At 37.9% G+C, this 16,035-nt stretch carries 9 protein-coding genes and 1 tRNA gene; 2 read left to right on the forward strand and 8 right to left on the reverse strand.

The window, feature by feature from the left end; translation table 11 throughout:
- Positions 1 to 65: 65 nt before the first annotated feature.
- Positions 66 to 149: transfer RNA gene (locus BN1354_RS00315), tRNA-Leu, on the reverse strand.
- Positions 150 to 360: 211 nt separating this feature from the next.
- Here BN1354_RS00315 and BN1354_RS00320 point away from each other — a divergent pair.
- A complete protein-coding gene (locus BN1354_RS00320) occupies positions 361 to 1,446 on the forward strand; it encodes a mannose-1-phosphate guanylyltransferase (RefSeq protein WP_045090266.1) in 1,086 nt (361 codons plus the stop codon).
- A gap of 18 nt (positions 1,447 to 1,464) precedes the next feature.
- On the opposite strand, the gene BN1354_RS00325 is transcribed toward BN1354_RS00320, so the two are convergent.
- The 5 genes from BN1354_RS00325 to BN1354_RS00345 all read right to left on the reverse strand — a co-directional run bounded on the left by BN1354_RS00325 (position 1,465) and on the right by BN1354_RS00345 (position 13,660).
- Positions 1,465 to 3,660: a glutamine synthetase III family protein gene (locus tag BN1354_RS00325; protein ID WP_045090265.1), complete on the reverse strand. Its 2,196-nt coding sequence runs from the start codon at positions 3,658 to 3,660 to the stop codon at positions 1,465 to 1,467.
- Positions 3,661 to 3,732: 72 nt separating this feature from the next.
- On the reverse strand, positions 3,733 to 5,385 hold the full coding sequence (gene asnB, locus BN1354_RS00330; protein WP_053825899.1) for an asparagine synthase B: 1,653 nt from the start codon (positions 5,383 to 5,385) through the stop codon (positions 3,733 to 3,735).
- 37 nt (positions 5,386 to 5,422) lie between these two features.
- Positions 5,423 to 6,847 carry a glutamate synthase subunit beta gene (locus BN1354_RS00335; RefSeq protein WP_053826374.1) on the reverse strand — a complete coding sequence of 475 codons (1,425 nt, stop codon included), beginning with the start codon at positions 6,845 to 6,847 and terminating at the stop codon, positions 5,423 to 5,425.
- A 35-nt stretch (positions 6,848 to 6,882) separates the two neighbouring features.
- Positions 6,883 to 11,415: a glutamate synthase large subunit gene (gene gltB / locus BN1354_RS00340; protein WP_053825900.1), complete on the reverse strand. Its 4,533-nt coding sequence runs from the start codon at positions 11,413 to 11,415 to the stop codon at positions 6,883 to 6,885.
- Positions 11,416 to 11,464: 49 nt separating this feature from the next.
- Positions 11,465 to 13,660 carry a glutamine synthetase III family protein gene (locus tag BN1354_RS00345; RefSeq protein ID WP_053825901.1) on the reverse strand — a complete coding sequence of 732 codons (2,196 nt, stop codon included), beginning with the start codon at positions 13,658 to 13,660 and terminating at the stop codon, positions 11,465 to 11,467.
- A 64-nt stretch (positions 13,661 to 13,724) separates the two neighbouring features.
- Here BN1354_RS00345 and BN1354_RS12100 point away from each other — a divergent pair, with 64 nt between their 5' ends.
- Entirely contained in the window at positions 13,725 to 13,862 is a 138-nt protein-coding gene (locus tag BN1354_RS12100; protein WP_231623056.1) for a hypothetical protein, read from the forward strand.
- A gap of 42 nt (positions 13,863 to 13,904) precedes the next feature.
- On the opposite strand, the gene ccsA is transcribed toward BN1354_RS12100, so the two are convergent.
- Together ccsA and BN1354_RS00355 are read right to left on the reverse strand one after the other, a co-directional pair.
- Positions 13,905 to 14,690, reverse strand: coding sequence for a cytochrome c biogenesis protein CcsA (ccsA, locus tag BN1354_RS00350; RefSeq protein ID WP_045090261.1), 786 nt, complete (start codon positions 14,688 to 14,690; stop codon positions 13,905 to 13,907).
- A complete protein-coding gene (locus BN1354_RS00355) occupies positions 14,687 to 16,003 on the reverse strand; it encodes a cytochrome c biogenesis ResB family protein (RefSeq protein WP_052673207.1) in 1,317 nt (438 codons plus the stop codon). Before BN1354_RS00355 ends, ccsA begins: the two co-directional genes overlap by 4 nt.
- Between the last annotated feature and the right edge of the window lie 32 nt (positions 16,004 to 16,035).

The raw sequence follows: 16,035 nt of genomic DNA on the forward strand, positions 1-16,035 counted from the left end.
TATTGGTTTGTAATAGTCTAAAAAGAATAAACCCTGATTATCAAAAGACAATCAGGGTTTTTTAGTACCCAGAGTCGGGATCGAACCGACAAGGACTTGCATCCATTGGTGTTTGAGACCAACGCGTCTACCAATTCCGCCATCTGGGCAAATGCGAATGCAAAAGTAGTAATATTTTCATTAATTAATACATTTGAGGCGCTAATTTTTCATTTTTGTTTTGTATCTTTAAGGATGAAATGTCATCTATACAAAACAAAAAGATACTAAAAATGTTATTTGTGTAAACTCTGTTTTGTTAAATGGTTGATTTATAACCCGAATGAATATACAATTTAATAAACATATATAATCTTAGTAATGGGGAACAATAATAATAACTACTGTGTGATAATGAGTGGTGGTGTAGGCAGCCGTTTCTGGCCTTTTAGCAAGGAAAATAAGCCTAAACAATTTCTTGATTTCTTTGGAACAGGACGGTCACTTTTACAATCGACCTATGATCGTTTTAAAAAGGTTGTTCCAGCTGAGAATATTTATATTGTTACTAATGATGCTTATGCTGAAATGACAAAGAAACAGTTGCCGGAACTTAAAGATAATCAGCTTCTGCTGGAACCAATGAGAAGAAACACTGCACCGGCAATTGCATTTGCTACATACAGAATACAGGCTATTAATCCTAATGCTAATATAATAGTGGCACCCTCGGACCATCTAATTATGAAAGAAGATCAGTTTGAGGTTGATATGATCAAAGGTCTTGAGTTTGTAAGTGAAAATCCTGTGCTGCTTACTTTAGGAATTACACCAAGTCGCCCCGAAACAGGATATGGATATATTCAGGTAACTGATAAAGAGAAAGATGGAATTCATAAGGTGAAAGCATTCACAGAGAAGCCAAACATTGATCTTGCAACAAAGTTTGTTGAAAGCGGTGAGTTTGTTTGGAATTCAGGTATATTTCTATGGAATGTGAACACCATTTTAGATGCCTTCAAGATTCATCTGCCCGAAGTGAGTCAAAGATTTTCAGAAGGTAAAGAACTCTTTAATACTCCTTCAGAAAAAGAATTTATAGATACTTGCTTCCCATTTTGTCCCAATGTATCAATCGATTATGGTGTTATGGAGAAGGCAGAAAATGTTTATGTAAATATTTCAAATTTTGGATGGAGTGACCTTGGAACATGGGGAGCACTTCACGAGGTTTCTGAACGTGATGAAAATAACAATGCTAATCTTAACTGCAAGACACTGTTTATAGAAAGCAGCGATAATATTGTAGCAATGAATGAAGATAAGCTTGTTGTACTTCAGGGACTTGAAGATTATATAGTTGCAGAGTCAGACAATGTTCTGCTCATTTGCAAGAAAAGTGAAGAACAACGTATAAAACATTTCGTAACGGACGTAAAATTCCGTTACGGTGATGAGTATGTATAATCTTGAGTATGTCTATTCTTAACTGATAAACAGCAGCTCTCTGTATTTGGGCAGGGTCCACATCTGATTGTCTACAATAAGCTCTAGCTTATCTACATGGTATCTGATAACATCGAAATAGATGAATACAGTATCATGGTAGGCAATGGCCTTTTCTCTTGCATCTTCCAGTTTATTTGCCGCTTTTCGTGCTTCAACCATATTATCCACATTGGTTTTGATTGCAGAAACATGATCGGCAATTTCTTCAATAAGAGCAGCGTCCTCTCTGGATAACTTGTCAGCTTTTTCTTTATCGAAAACAATTCTCATTTTATAGAGATTGTCAAGAAGAACTGTTTGATATTCAGTCGCTACAGGGATTATATGATTCATGCACAAATCGCCCAGAACACGAGCTTCGATCTGAATCTTTTTAGTGTACGTTTCCCATTTTACCTCATTGCGTGCATGAAGCTCTTTCTCATTTAATACACCTATACTTTCGAACATTTCAACAGACTCCTTTGAAATGTATGCATCGTAAATTAAAGGTGTACTGGTTTCGCAGTCAAGTCCACGTTTTTTTGCTTCCTGTTTCCACTCATCGCTATATCCATTTCCTTCGAAACGTACAGGTTTAGATTCTTTAATGAATGCGCGGAGCGTATCAAAGATAGCCTGCTCCTTTTTCATTCCTTTCTGCATCTTTATATCGATCTCCTTTTTAAAATCGATTAACTGAGCAGCAACAACAGAGTTCAAGGCAATCATGGCTGCTGAGCAATTTGCTGATGAACCTACAGCTCTGAACTCAAAACGATTACCTGTGAAAGCAAATGGCGATGTGCGGTTTCTGTCAGTATTATCAACTAATACCTCAGGTATATGTGCTATCCCTAGTTGCATCTTTTTTAGCTCGTCTACCGTAATATCGTCATCTTCTGAGCTAAACTCTATTTTGTCGAGAACTGCTGAGATCTGCTTACCAAGGAATACAGAAATGATTGCTGGAGGTGCTTCATTTGCGCCAAGTCGGTGTGCATTATTTGCCGACATAATCGAAGCTTTGAGCAAACCATTATGCTTATATACTGCTAAAAGTGTATTTACAAGAAAAGTGACAAACAGCAGGTTTTCATTAGCTGTCTTGCCTGGAGTGAATAGGCCTATACCGGTGTCTGTACAGAGTGACCAGTTATTGTGCTTGCCTGATCCGTTTACTCCTGCAAATGGTTTCTCATGTAACAATAATTTAAACTTATGCTTTGCAGCGATCTTATGCATAAGTGACATAATAAGGAGATTCTGATCTACTGCAAGATTAGTTTCACCATAAATAGGAGCAATTTCAAACTGATTTGGTGCTACCTCATTATGACGTGTTTTAAGAGGAATTCCATATTTATATGCTTCAAACTCAACCTCCTGCATGAAAGAGGTAACCCTTGGAGGTATTGCACCAAAGTAATGGTCTTCGAGCTGCTGATTTTTTGCACTTTCATGCCCCATAAGTGTGCGGTCGGTCAGACTTAAATCGGGTCTTGCAGCATATAAAGCCTGATCTACCAGAAAATACTCCTGTTCCCATCCAAGGAATGAGTATACCTTTCTTACATCAGGATAGAAAAGCTTGCATACTTCAACAGATGCTTTATCTACCGCAGAAAGTGCTTTGAGTAATGGTGTCTTGTAATCTAATGCTTCACCTGTATAAGAAATAAACACTGTAGGAATACAGAGTGTGTCATCTATTATAAAAGCAGGTGAAGAGGGATCCCAGGCAGTATATCCTCTTGCTTCGAAAGTGTTTCTGATACCACCGCTTGGAAAACTTGAAGCATCAGGCTCTTGTTGAGCTAATAGTTTTCCGGAAAAACGTTCAATTATTCCGCTATCTGGACCATTTATATAATCTATAAATGAATCATGCTTTTCGGCTGTCCCTTCAGTCAGTGGCTGAAACCAGTGAGTATAGTGTGTTGCACCCATCTCCATAGCCCACATCTTCATACCGGCTGCCACATGGTCTGCAATTTCACGATGGAGAGTTTTTCCTTGGTCGATAGCTTCCAGAACAGTCTTCATAGTCTCTTTTGAGAGATATTTAGACATTTGTGTTCTGTTAAATACATATTTACCAAAATACTCTGAAGGTAATTTTTTAGGGCCTATAACTTCAACGGGTTCTCTTTTAGACGCCTCTTCAACAGCTTTAAAACGTAATATTGACATAATTGAATAGTTTTTTGGAATCAGAAGTTCATTTTTCCGATGCAAAAATAATCAATTTGCGTCAATAGCTGATTAAACTAGTATATTTATATCGACTCCCTCCCTTTTTGGATTCTGATGCACCGTTGCCACTGACCTGCCTGAAGGGTCGGCATTTTCTCTGAAAGCTTTATCCCAAGCTAATGCAACAGGAGTGCTACAAGCAATAGAAGGAACTGAAGGAACGCACAATGATGCACTATCTGATGGAAAATGTTCAGAATAAATAGTACGATACAGATATTCCTCCTTAGAAAGTGGAGGATTTATAGGAAAACGTTTATTTACTTCATTCATCTGTTCATCAGTCACGCATCTGTCTGCTAATTGTGAAAGTGAATCAATCCAACTATATCCAACACCATCTGAAAACTGCTCTTTCTGGCGCCATGCAATCTCTTCTGGCAGATAATCTTCAAATGCTTTCCTTAGTATGTATTTCTCAATTTTCCCGTTTCCGGCCATCTTGTCTTTTGGGTTTATATGCATTGCTATATCTAAAAACTCCTTATCAAGAAATGGTACACGACCCTCAACTCCCCATGAGGCAAGTGATTTATTTGCCCTAAGGCAATCATACTGATGCAGTTTACTTAGTTTGCGAACAGTCTCATTGTGAAACTCTTCACTATTTGGTGCTTTGTGAAAGTATAGATAGCCACCAAACACCTCATCAGCTCCTTCACCTGACAATACCATTTTTATACCCAAAGACTTAATATAACGAGCTATCATAAACATTGGGGTACTTGCTCTTACGGTAGTTACATCATATGTTTCGATATGATAAATTACATTTCGTAGTGCATCAATTCCTTCCTGAATTGTATATTGAAATTCGTGATGAACTGTTCCAATGTGCCTAGCTACTTTTCTTGCTGCTGCAAGATCAGGAGAGCCCTCCAGGCCAATTGCAAAAGAGTGTAAAGGTGTAGAGAATTTAGCAGCAATTGCTGTTATAATTGAAGAATCGAGACCTCCCGAAAGCAGAGCCCCATAAGGCACATCACTCATTAGCTGTCTTTTAACAGCTTCTTCCAGAGATACTTTTAAAAACTCTATATCAGTAATATTATCCTTTACATTCTCATAGGACATCCAATCTCGCGAATACCATTTTGTTATCTCTGCATCTTTGCTGTAGTAATAACTACCGGGAGGAAACTCTTCAATTTTACTGCAGTAACCTTCCAGGGCTTTTAGTTCAGAGGCGACATAATATACTCCTTCATCATCCCATCCCTGATAGAGAGGTACAATGCCTATATGATCACGCCCAATCATAAAAACATCTTTTTCGGTGTCATACAATGCAAATGCATAAATACCATTCAGATCTTCCATAAAATCAACACCCTTCTCCTGATATAGCGCCATTATCACTTCACAATCAGAATGAGTTTTAAATTCATATACACCCTCATATTTTTTTCGAATATCCAGATGATTATAGATTTCACCATTTACAGCAAGTGCCAGCTTTTTGTCCTTGCTAATCAGTGGTTGTTTTCCCGACTCAGGATCTACAATAGCCAATCTTTCATGAGCCATTATCACATTTTTACAAGAAAAAACACCTGAGCAGTCGGGCCCCCTATGACGAAGTTTAGAAGACATCTCAACGATTTGAGATCTCATCATCTCTTCGTTTTTATATATATTAAAAGAGCATACTATTCCACACATAAATATTTATTGTTAATTGGTTGTATATTAGTAGTGTCTATTGCTGAGATAATAATTGGTGAATGTCTTCTGCAACTTTTCTGCCTGAAGCAATAGCTTTTACAACTAGACTTGCTCCCATTATTGCATCACCTGTAGCATAAACTTTCTCAACATTACTACTATGTTTTTTGTCTACTGCAACGTTTCCTCGCATATCATAATTTATGCCCAGTTGTGTTAGCAGCCCTTCATGTACCGGATGCACAAATCCCAGTGCAAGCAATACCAAATCAGCTTTTAATATCTCTTTGTTACCTGAAGATACCATTGAGAATTTATTATCAGCACCTTTTTGCCAAATAACCTCTTCTGCCATTGCCTCTTTGACTTTACCATCTTCACCCATAAAGGATATTGTATTTAGTAGCCATCTTCGAGTACACCCCTCTTCATGTGATGAGGAGGTCTTCAGAATTTGAGGATAGGGTGAGGGCCATGGAGTGGATGGATTTTTACCAACTGGAGGTTTAGGCATAATTTCAATTTGTGTTACACTTTTTGCTCCCTGTCTTACTGATGTGCCGACGCAATCAGAACCCGTGTCTCCTCCACCTATAACAAGTACATGCTTGTCCTTGGCTGTAATTTTTTCTTCACCACTCTTAAGTTCACCAGATTGCGACTTAATCTCATGTGAAAGAAAATCCATGGCAAAATGAATTCCCTGAAGATCGCGTCCTTCCGGATTTATATCCCTCGGTTTTCCTGAACCGATAGCAAGACATATAGCATCAAAGCTATTCAATAACTCTTCTCCTGAAATATCTTTTCCAATTTCAGTGTTGGTTATAAATTCAATTTCTTCTTCTATCATCAACTTGATCCTTCGATCGATAATATGCTTGCTCAGCTTAAAATTAGGAATGCCATATCTAAGTAATCCACCAACGCTGTTGTCTTTCTCAAAAACAGTCACAGAGTGACCTTTACGATTTAACTGCTGTGCAACGGCAAGTCCCGATGGTCCTGAACCAATTACAGCAACCCTTTTGCCTGTTCTGCGTTTAGGCGGAAGTGGTTTTATCATACCTTCCATGAAAGCAAATTCAGTAACTGATGCTTCATTTTCACGAATTGTTACTGGTGCATCATGAAGAGAAAGGACGCACGATTTTTCACATGGAGCGGGACAAACCCTACCGGTAAATTCAGGGAAATTATTAGTTTCATGCAAAATCTCAACACCTCTCTTCCAATCACCCCGTGAAATATATTCTTGCCATTCAGGCATCTTATTTCCCAATGGACATGCCCAGTGGCAGAAAGGAATTCCACAATCCATACAACGAGAAGCCTGCTGTTTGCGATCTTCTCTGTTTAGAATTTGCTCAACTTCACCGTGATCATGTATTCTCTCACTTATCAGACGATAACCTGCCTCTTTACGTGGAATCGTCATAAACGCTTTAGGGTTTCCCATCATATATATTTTTATATCCAATAAGGATAGATTTATTAATAATCTCGTTCAACAACTGCAATTTTTCGATCTAATTCCCTGATCTTTTTTTCCTGGAGTACCTTCTTATATTCAATAGGAGTTACTTTCTTGAATTTTAAAACATACTGTTCCCAATTAGAAATAATTTTCTTTGCAAGGTTGCTGTTTGTATACTGCTGATGTTTATAGATAAGTGTTTTAAGTTCGTTTATGTCAGTATTGTCTTCCACTAATGATAATTCAACCATTTCCATGTTACAGAAATAATCGAAGTCATTACTCTCATCCAAAACATAGGCAACGCCACCACTCATCCCTGCAGCAAAATTTCTACCTGTCTGTCCTAATACAACTACGATACCACCGGTCATATATTCGCAGCAGTGATCTCCTGCACCCTCAACTACAGCTGTAGCCCCTGAGTTTCTTACTGCGAATCGTTCTCCTGCAACTCCATTGATAAATACCTCACCGGATGTAGCACCATAGAGGGTAGTATTTCCACAGATAATGTTCTCTTCAGAGTTGAATGTGCTTCCTCTCGGAGGTGTAATAATGATTCTTCCACCTGATAAACCTTTGCCCATATAGTCATTAGTATCACCATGGAGGTAAAATGTTACACCTTTTACTAAGAATGCTCCAAAACTCTGACCTGCTGAACCTTCAAAATATGCAGATATTGTATGTTCCGGTAGTCCATCATTGCCATAACGTAAAGCGATCTCTCCAGATAACATAGCACCTGTAGTCCTGTCAGTGTTCTTTATTTTCTTCTTAATTCCAATAGGATGTTTAAGCTCTATTGCAGGCAATGCTTCTGCAATTAATTGCTTATCGAGAACCTCATCAATCTTATGCAGCTGCTTCTCTTTATTTCTGATAGAATATACTTTAGACTCTTCAGGGAAATAAATAATTCTTGAAATGTCAACTTTATCAGTTTTTGGTGAGTCGGCATAATGTTTCCTGATTAATAAATCAGTGCGTCCAATTATATCATCCAGAGATTTAAATCCAAGTCTGGCCAACTCTTCACGAGTATTTTCTGCCAGAAATCTGAAATAACATACCAATTGTTCATGATGACCTTTGAACTGTTTCCTCAAATCGGCATTTTGTGTAGCAATACCAACAGGGCAGGTATTTAAGTGACATTTTCGCATCATAACGCAACCAAGAACTATGAGAGCGCTGGTTGCAAATCCAAATTCCTCTGCTCCAAGCATAGAGGCAATTACAATGTCTCTTCCTGTTTTCAGCTGACCATCTGTCTGCAATTTAACCTTACCTCTGAGATTGTTTATAACCAGCGTTTGATGTGTTTCGGCCAGTCCAATCTCCAGTGGCATACCCGCATGCTTTATTGAGCTTGCAGGACTTGCACCTGTTCCTCCTTCAGATCCACTTATGACAATCAGATCAGCTTTTGCTTTTGCCACACCGGCTGCGATTGTGCCTACACCTGTTTCAGAGACCAGCTTAACGCTTACTGTGGCTCTTGGATTCACATTTTTGAGATCAAAAATAAGTTGCGCAAGATCCTCTATTGAATAAATATCATGATGAGGGGGTGGTGAAATTAGAGATATCCCAGGGATTGAGTGCCTTGTTTTAGCAATTATTTCATCTACCTTATAACCTGGTAGTTGCCCTCCTTCACCAGGTTTTGCTCCCTGCGCAATTTTTATTTGCAATTCATCCGCATTAACAAGGTATTCGGTTGTAACACCAAATCGTCCTGAAGCAACCTGTTTGATTGAACTTCTTTTTGATAATCCATTATCTGAAACCCTGTATCTTGAAGGATCTTCTCCACCTTCACCGGTATTACTTCTGCCACCAATAATATTCATTGCCATAGCCAGAGCTTCGTGAGCCTCTTTGCTTATAGAGCCATATGACATTGCTCCTGTACAGAACCTTTTCATTATACTCTCAACAGGCTCCACTTCACTAATATCAATAGGGGCATTTTTGTAATCTATCAGATCCCTTATAAACACAGGTTTTGGTTTATTATTGACTTTCTCGCAATACTCTTTAAATAGATTGTAGTTCTCTGTTTTAGTAGCTATTTGTAGGCCTGCAATGGTTTCAGGATTCCATGCATGAAATTCACCATCAACACGATATGCATATCTGCCTTCATTCTTAAGACTGAATGGTATTGAGTTATCATCATTATATGCCTCACTAAATGGCTGCAGAACTTCATTTACAATATCATCAATATCTATCCCCTCAATCTTAGAAGAGACACTTTTAAAGTATCTGTTTAAAACTGAAGAGGATATGCCAAGGGCTTCAAAAATATGAGCGCCACGGTAACTTCTAAGTGTAGAGTTACCCATCTTTGACAAAACCTTAAGTAGCCCTTTATTTACTGATTTTATGTAATTTTTCTTGGCTGTATCAATATCCAGGTTAATTTGACCTGTTCTTACCTGCTGCTCTAAAATTGCAAAAATCATATAGGGGTTTACTGCATTAGCTCCAAATCCAAATAGAAGTGCAAAATGCATTACTTCTCGAGGTTCAGCGCTTTCAACTACGATATCTATCTGCATACGTTTGCGTTTTTCCACTAAATAGAGATGTACAGCTGATGTTGCAAGGAGTGAAGGTATTGGTGCATGATTCTCATCAACACCCCTGTCACTTAAAACAATATAGTTTTTACCTTCATCAATTGCTTTTTCTACTCCCAGGCAGAGCTGATCAATTGCTTCAGTTAAACCTTCAGAACCTTTTTTAGGATCAAACAGCATTGGAACCACAGCTGATGAAAATCCTTTATAACGAAGATTCAGAAGTATGTCAAATTGAGAATTGCTGATAACCGGTCCCTTAATTTTCACAACAGGTGACATCTCAGGAATCTCTTCAAGGAAATTCTGATTAATCGCTCCTATATAGCCCGTTAGAGACATAACCAACTCTTCACGAATGGGGTCAATGGGTGGATTTGTTACTTGTGCAAACTGCTGCCTGAAGTAGTTGAATAAACGTTGAGGCTTTTCAGAAAAAGGAGCAATTGTAACATCATTACCCATAGATGAAACCGGTTCCTTTGCATCTGATGCCATTGGGTTTATCAACATATTTATATCCTCAACCGAATATCCGAATATTTTTAATAATGTTTCGTAGTTAGAAATTCCGTTTGTTACACTGCGGCCTGATGAGATATCATCAAGATTGATACAGTTTTTATTTAACCATTCTCTGTAAGGAAATGCATTCGCGAGCTCAGCTTTAACCTCTTTGTCAGAGTATATTTTCCCGGTGTAGGTATCAACGATGATCATTTTGCCGGGCTTTAATCTTCCTCTCGATTTTATATCTGAAGCATCAAACTCTATTGTTCCCGTCTCGGAAGCAATTATCATTACACCTTCATGAGTAATTGTGTATCTTGCAGGGCGAAGACCATTTCTGTCAAGCATACCTCCTGCATAACGCCCATCACTGAATAAAAGGGTTGCAGGTCCATCCCACGGCTCCATCAGCATACTATGATACTCATAAAATGCCTTAAGAGAATTTGGAATTGGATTTTTATCATTAAAACTCTCGGGTACAAGCATTGCCATTGCATGAGGGAGTGATTTACCTGACATCAGTAGAAATTCAAGGACATTATCAATAGAGGCACTATCACTCATATCTGGTTGTACAATTGGGTAGATAGAGGTCAGATCCCCCAATTGTTCTGATTTGAGAACGCTCTCTCTGCTCTTCATCCATTGTCTGTTACCACGAATAGTATTAATTTCACCATTATGTGCAAGCATACGAAATGGCTGAGCCAGATCCCATGTTGGGAAAGTATTAGTGCTGAACCTCGAGTGAACAAGTGCCAGTCTGCTAGTGAAATTCTTATCCGACAAATCCGGGAAGTACTGCCTGAGCTGTATCGACGTTAACATTCCCTTATAAATCATCTGTTTTGTAGACAAGCTGACAATATAGAAACTACGTTCTTTAACTGCCTTACTTGTTGCAAGATGATTTTCAATCTTCTTCCTTAACAGGTAGAGCTTTCTATCTAATTCATCTTGTGTCCCCGATCCGGAAATAAAAAGTTGCTTGATTACAGGTTCATTTGATAGAGCAATTTCACCAAGGCATTCACTATTCACCGGTACATCCCGGATATGAAGAAGAGTAAGCTGTTCTTTCGAAATGTAATATTTAATAGTCTCGATACAATCCTCCCTCTCTTTAGCATCTTTAGGAAGAAATACCAATCCTGTACCATACTTACCCTCAGAAGGAACAGCAATACCTTGAAGAAGTATAAACTCATGAGGAATCTGTACTAAAATTCCAGCCCCGTCTCCGGTTATATTATCTGAACTTTCTGCACCTCTGTGGACCATGTTCTCCAATACCTGGAGCCCTTTTTCAATTATTGAATGTGATTTCTCTCCATTTAATGTAATTGCCAATCCTACTCCACAGGCATCATGCTCATTGTTGAATGAGTATAACGACTTTTGTTCAAAATCATCAAGACGGCTGAAAATATCTTTTTTATTCATTTTAATAGTTTTATGAAAAGCTTTCTATTTCACAGAAATGGAACATGTACTAACTTATAAATAGTAATTCTCTGTATTTTGGAAGTGTCCACATTCTGTTATCCACAATAAGTTCCAGTTTGTCCACGTGATATCTTATTTTAGAGAAATAAGTCTCAACTGTATCATGGTAGGCTATTGCCTTTTCGCGAGCATCTTCTATCTTATTTGCAACCTTTCTGGCCTCAACCATCTCATAAACATTACGATTGATAGCAGTTATATGGTCAGCAATTTCCTCAATAATGGCTGTATCCTCTTTTGACAGTTTTTCAAATTTTTCCTCATCAAATACAGATTTCATCTTATATATGTTATCCAAAAGCATTGTCTGGTATTCAGTGGCCACAGGAATAATATGATTCATACACAAATCACCTAAAACTCTACCTTCTATCTGAATCTTCTTAGTGTATGTTTCCCATTTTACTTCATTTCGAGCATGCAACTCCTTCTCGCTTAGAACACCTAAAGATTCAAACACCTCTATCGATTGAGGAGTTGTATAAGCATCATATATCAGAGGAACACTTGTTTCACAATCTAAACCACGTTTTCCAGCCTCTTTTTTCCACTCTTCACTATATCCGTTCCCTTCAAAACGTATTGCTTTGGATTCCTTAATGTAGTGTCGTAGGGTTTCAAAAATAGCCGTTTCCAACTTCATGCCCTTTTCTGTTTTTTTGTCAAGCTCTTTCTTAAATTCCACTAGTTGTGCAGCAACAACTGAATTCAGTGCAGTCATTGCAGAAGAACAGTTTGCAGAAGATCCTACTGCTCTAAACTCAAATCTGTTTCCGGTAAAAGCAAAAGGAGATGTACGGTTTCTGTCGGTGTTATCTATTAATACCTCAGGGATATGCGCTACACCCAGTTTCATCATCTTAAGTTCATCAACAGAAATTTCATCATCCTCAGAACTGTTTTCTATTTTGTCCAGTACAGCAGATATTTGTTTGCCAAGGAAAACAGAGATTATTGCTGGAGGTGCTTCATTTGCACCTAAACGATGTGCATTATTTGCAGACATAATCGATGCTTTCAATAATGCGTTATGTTTATAAACTGCTAAAAGAGTGTTAACCAAGAAGGTAACAAAAAGAAGGTTGTCATGAGGACTCTTGCCTGGAGTAAAGAGACCAATTCCGGTATCTGTACAGAGTGACCAGTTATTATGCTTTCCTGAACCATTAACACCTGCAAATGGCTTCTCATGAAGAAGCAGTTTGAAATTATGTTTATCTGCTATTCTATGCATTAATGACATAATTAGAAGATTCTGATCAACCGCAAGATTAGTTTCTCCATATATCGGAGCTAATTCAAACTGGTTAGGTGCAACCTCATTATGACAGGTCTTAAGTGGTATACCATACTTATATGCTTCATACTCTACTTCTTGCATAAATGATGCAACTCTTGGAGGGATTGATCCAAAATAGTGATCCTCCAATTGCTGATTTTTTGCACTCTCGTGACCCATTAGTGTTCTTTCTGTAAGAATCAAATCAGGTCTTGCATAATATAAAGACTTGTCTACCAGAAAATACTCCTGTTCCCAGCCTAAGAATGAGTATACCTTCTTAACATCCGGATAAAAAAGTTTGCATACATCCACAGCGGCCTTGTCAACCGCATTTAATGCTTTAAGTAAAGGAGTCTTATAATCAAGTGCCTCTCCCGTATAAGAGATAAAGACAGTTGGTATACATAAAGTATCATCAATTATAAATGCTGGTGATGAAGGATCCCATGCTGTGTATCCTCTCGCCTCAAATGTATTTCTTATACCACCGCTTGGAAAACTCGATGCGTCCGGTTCTTGCTGAGCGAGTAATTTACCTGAAAACCTCTCAATAATATTATTTCTCTGATCATCTGCATAGTCTATAAATGAATCATGCTTTTCAGCTGTACCTTCTGTAAGGGGTTGAAACCAATGTGTATAATGTGTGGCTCCCATTTCCACGGCCCACATTTTCATACCTGCTGCCACATGATCAGCGATGCCTCTGTTTAAAGTTGTACCACTATCAATTGCTTCCAATACAATCTCCATAGTTTCTTTTGAGAGATATTTCGACATTTGAGTACGATTAAAAACATATTTGCCAAAATACTCTGAAGGCATTTTACCCGGAGTTACCACATCTACCGGAACTCTTTTTAATGCTTCTTCTACTGCTTTAAATCTTAATGTTGACATTTAATTCAAATTTGGAGGTTTATATAATTTCTATTTTATTTCAGTGCAAAAATATACAAAAAGTTTGAAAAACAAAGAAAGAGGGAGAAAAAAGACAGAAAAAATTAAAAAAAAAAGAAAAGTGACAACGAAAGATGGTGCAAGGTTTCAAAAAGATAACAGTATGTTGAAGGCCGAACAAATAAAAAAACCTTCCGTATAATTGAATTACGGAAGGTTTCTAACTATAAAATAAAATGTAAGTCTACGAATAAGTATGTATACTCTGTTGAGCTGAAGGTAGATAATTAACTCCATACCAGCAGATCTGCAACAGTAAAAATGCTATAACCAGAATCACCATAGAAGTTCTGTCAGAAGATCTTTTTTTAAGACGGTAATGTATGTATATCAGATAACCCATCCATGTAACGGCAGCCCATGTCTCTTTTGGATCCCAGCTCCAGTAATGACCCCATGCTTCTTTAGCCCACAAAGCACCCATAAGCATACCTAAGGTTATGCATGCAATTCCTGCATAAACCAGATTGTCTGCCATATTCATAATTTTAGTTGTATTTGATAGCTTCTTTCCTTTCACCAAAAAGTAAATAGCAACAAGGGTTACTGCTCCAAGCAGTGCATATGAGAACATGTAAATTATAACATGTGGTGCAAACCAGGGACTCTGCAAAGCGGGCATCAGGGCTTTATTGTGTATGTCAGGGTTTGCAATATTCACTATTATAAATACAGCAGAAAGAATGGTAGTGAAAGGTAGAATCCATTTATACTCCCATCTCAGGTACGTAAGCAATCCAGCCAAAGGTAGGAAGAATGAGTACCATAATCGGGTTTCACCCATAGTGCGCAGAGGAGGACGATCAAGAAAAATCCATAGCCCTGCAATAAAAAAGGCAAATAAAGCAAGTCCCGCAATGCGAAATAATAGCGGAGTGAATTTTTTACTGCCTATATAGGCAGAAATATCACTGACTCCCCAAAGTAATAGGGAGCCCAACGAAAAATATATAAAAGAATCCCAGGTCATTGTTCAATCTTAGCTCTGTCAATTTCTAAAATACTCTCTTTACTAATGCGATCTCTGTCAGGTCCTGCTACAAAAAGGAATATTGCACCCGATAGCAACATAAAAATGCCAATGTAAACCACCTTAAGCCACGGATCATATACCAGCTCAAAAACTGAGGTGTCAGAATATTTGCCTCTTGAAGAGTCATAGCTATATTGATAAATAATCCAATTATTTATAGAAAGAGGTTTATTAACTTCAATAACTGCCTTTTCTGAATTACCCTCTTCTGTATACAGAGTGATAAATGAACTATATTTTTTTACCTCTTGAGGTGGCATGGCAATACTTCTGCTGTTGTCAATCTTTAATATACTATGTGGAAAAAGATAGCTGCCATTACTTACCCATCCCTCTACGGGCTGAGTTATTCCTTCATGTGAAGCCTTTATTTTTAGTGCTGTAGTAGCACCATCCATCTGCATTGGTACAAAATTTGATTGTATGCTATCTCTGAATATGGCTGCATTTGGAAGATAATCAATTATCTCCAGTGAAATACCTGCCAGCTGTGCCTTTTTGCCAATTCCTTCAAACATATAGTTTTCGGGTCTTGCTTCTGGTAAAATTTTACCCGTTTTGTTATCAATAACTACTAATTTTGGTTCATATTCTTCTATAATAAATGAGTCCAGCTGAATAGCCAGGGGCATTTCAACCACCTCACCCCTGTAAGTCGTTCCACGCCACTCAACATTGCCTTCGCTCACTGTCATAGTCAACCTTTGCAGGTCGGCACTTCCCAAAATTCCACCCATCAAGGCTATAAAGAGACCAAGGTGGTTCAAATAAAATCCAACATCGCGCCACGATTGTCTCCTGCTGGTTCGTTTAAGAGTGGTAAAACCTAATATAACCAGCAGATAAAAACAGCTAAGAATGAAAGGCCATGACGTGGTCATCTGATACCATCCAAGAGTTGAAAAGATATCATTAGGTACCTGGGCATTATTCTCTATATTAGTAAACTGCGGAATAAATCCCAGTATTATACAAATTATTAGTAATACAACAATGCTTGGGAGTGTTGAGTAGACACTTGAAAACCATCTGATAATTTTACTGGTTTTAAAGATAAAATATATTGTCAGGAGCCCTATTATAAATAGAGCTCCAATAATCAGATTGATAGGATAAGCATAAAGACCAGTGTCCAGCTTTCCTATGGCTAACTGAAGTAATAGACCGGTTAATACAACACCCAATGCAACTATGTAACCTTCCGGGTATCCCCATGGACTTTCCCAGATTTTTCTAGAGGATTTACTCATTGAATAACAATAGTTTTAACTTAAAAATTGTG

This window comes from Lascolabacillus massiliensis (genome assembly GCF_001282625.1).
In the GTDB taxonomy this organism is placed as follows: domain Bacteria; phylum Bacteroidota; class Bacteroidia; order Bacteroidales; family Dysgonomonadaceae; genus Proteiniphilum; species Proteiniphilum massiliensis.

Bases quoted from the DNA above. Each gene is read 5' to 3' on its own strand.
- BN1354_RS00320 (WP_045090266.1), top strand. From the start codon at position 361: ATGGGGAACAATAATAATAACTACTGTGTGATAATGAGTGGTGGTGTA.
- BN1354_RS00325 (WP_045090265.1), bottom strand. From the start codon at position 3,660: ATGTCAATATTACGTTTTAAAGCTGTTGAAGAGGCGTCTAAAAGAGAA.
- asnB (WP_053825899.1), bottom strand. From the start codon at position 5,385: ATGTGTGGAATAGTATGCTCTTTTAATATATATAAAAACGAAGAGATG.
- BN1354_RS00335 (WP_053826374.1), bottom strand. From the start codon at position 6,847: ATGGGAAACCCTAAAGCGTTTATGACGATTCCACGTAAAGAGGCAGGT.
- gltB (WP_053825900.1), bottom strand. From the start codon at position 11,415: ATGAATAAAAAAGATATTTTCAGCCGTCTTGATGATTTTGAACAAAAG.
- BN1354_RS00345 (WP_053825901.1), bottom strand. From the start codon at position 13,660: ATGTCAACATTAAGATTTAAAGCAGTAGAAGAAGCATTAAAAAGAGTT.
- ccsA (WP_045090261.1), bottom strand. From the start codon at position 14,690: ATGACCTGGGATTCTTTTATATATTTTTCGTTGGGCTCCCTATTACTT.
- BN1354_RS00355 (WP_052673207.1), bottom strand. From the start codon at position 16,003: ATGAGTAAATCCTCTAGAAAAATCTGGGAAAGTCCATGGGGATACCCG.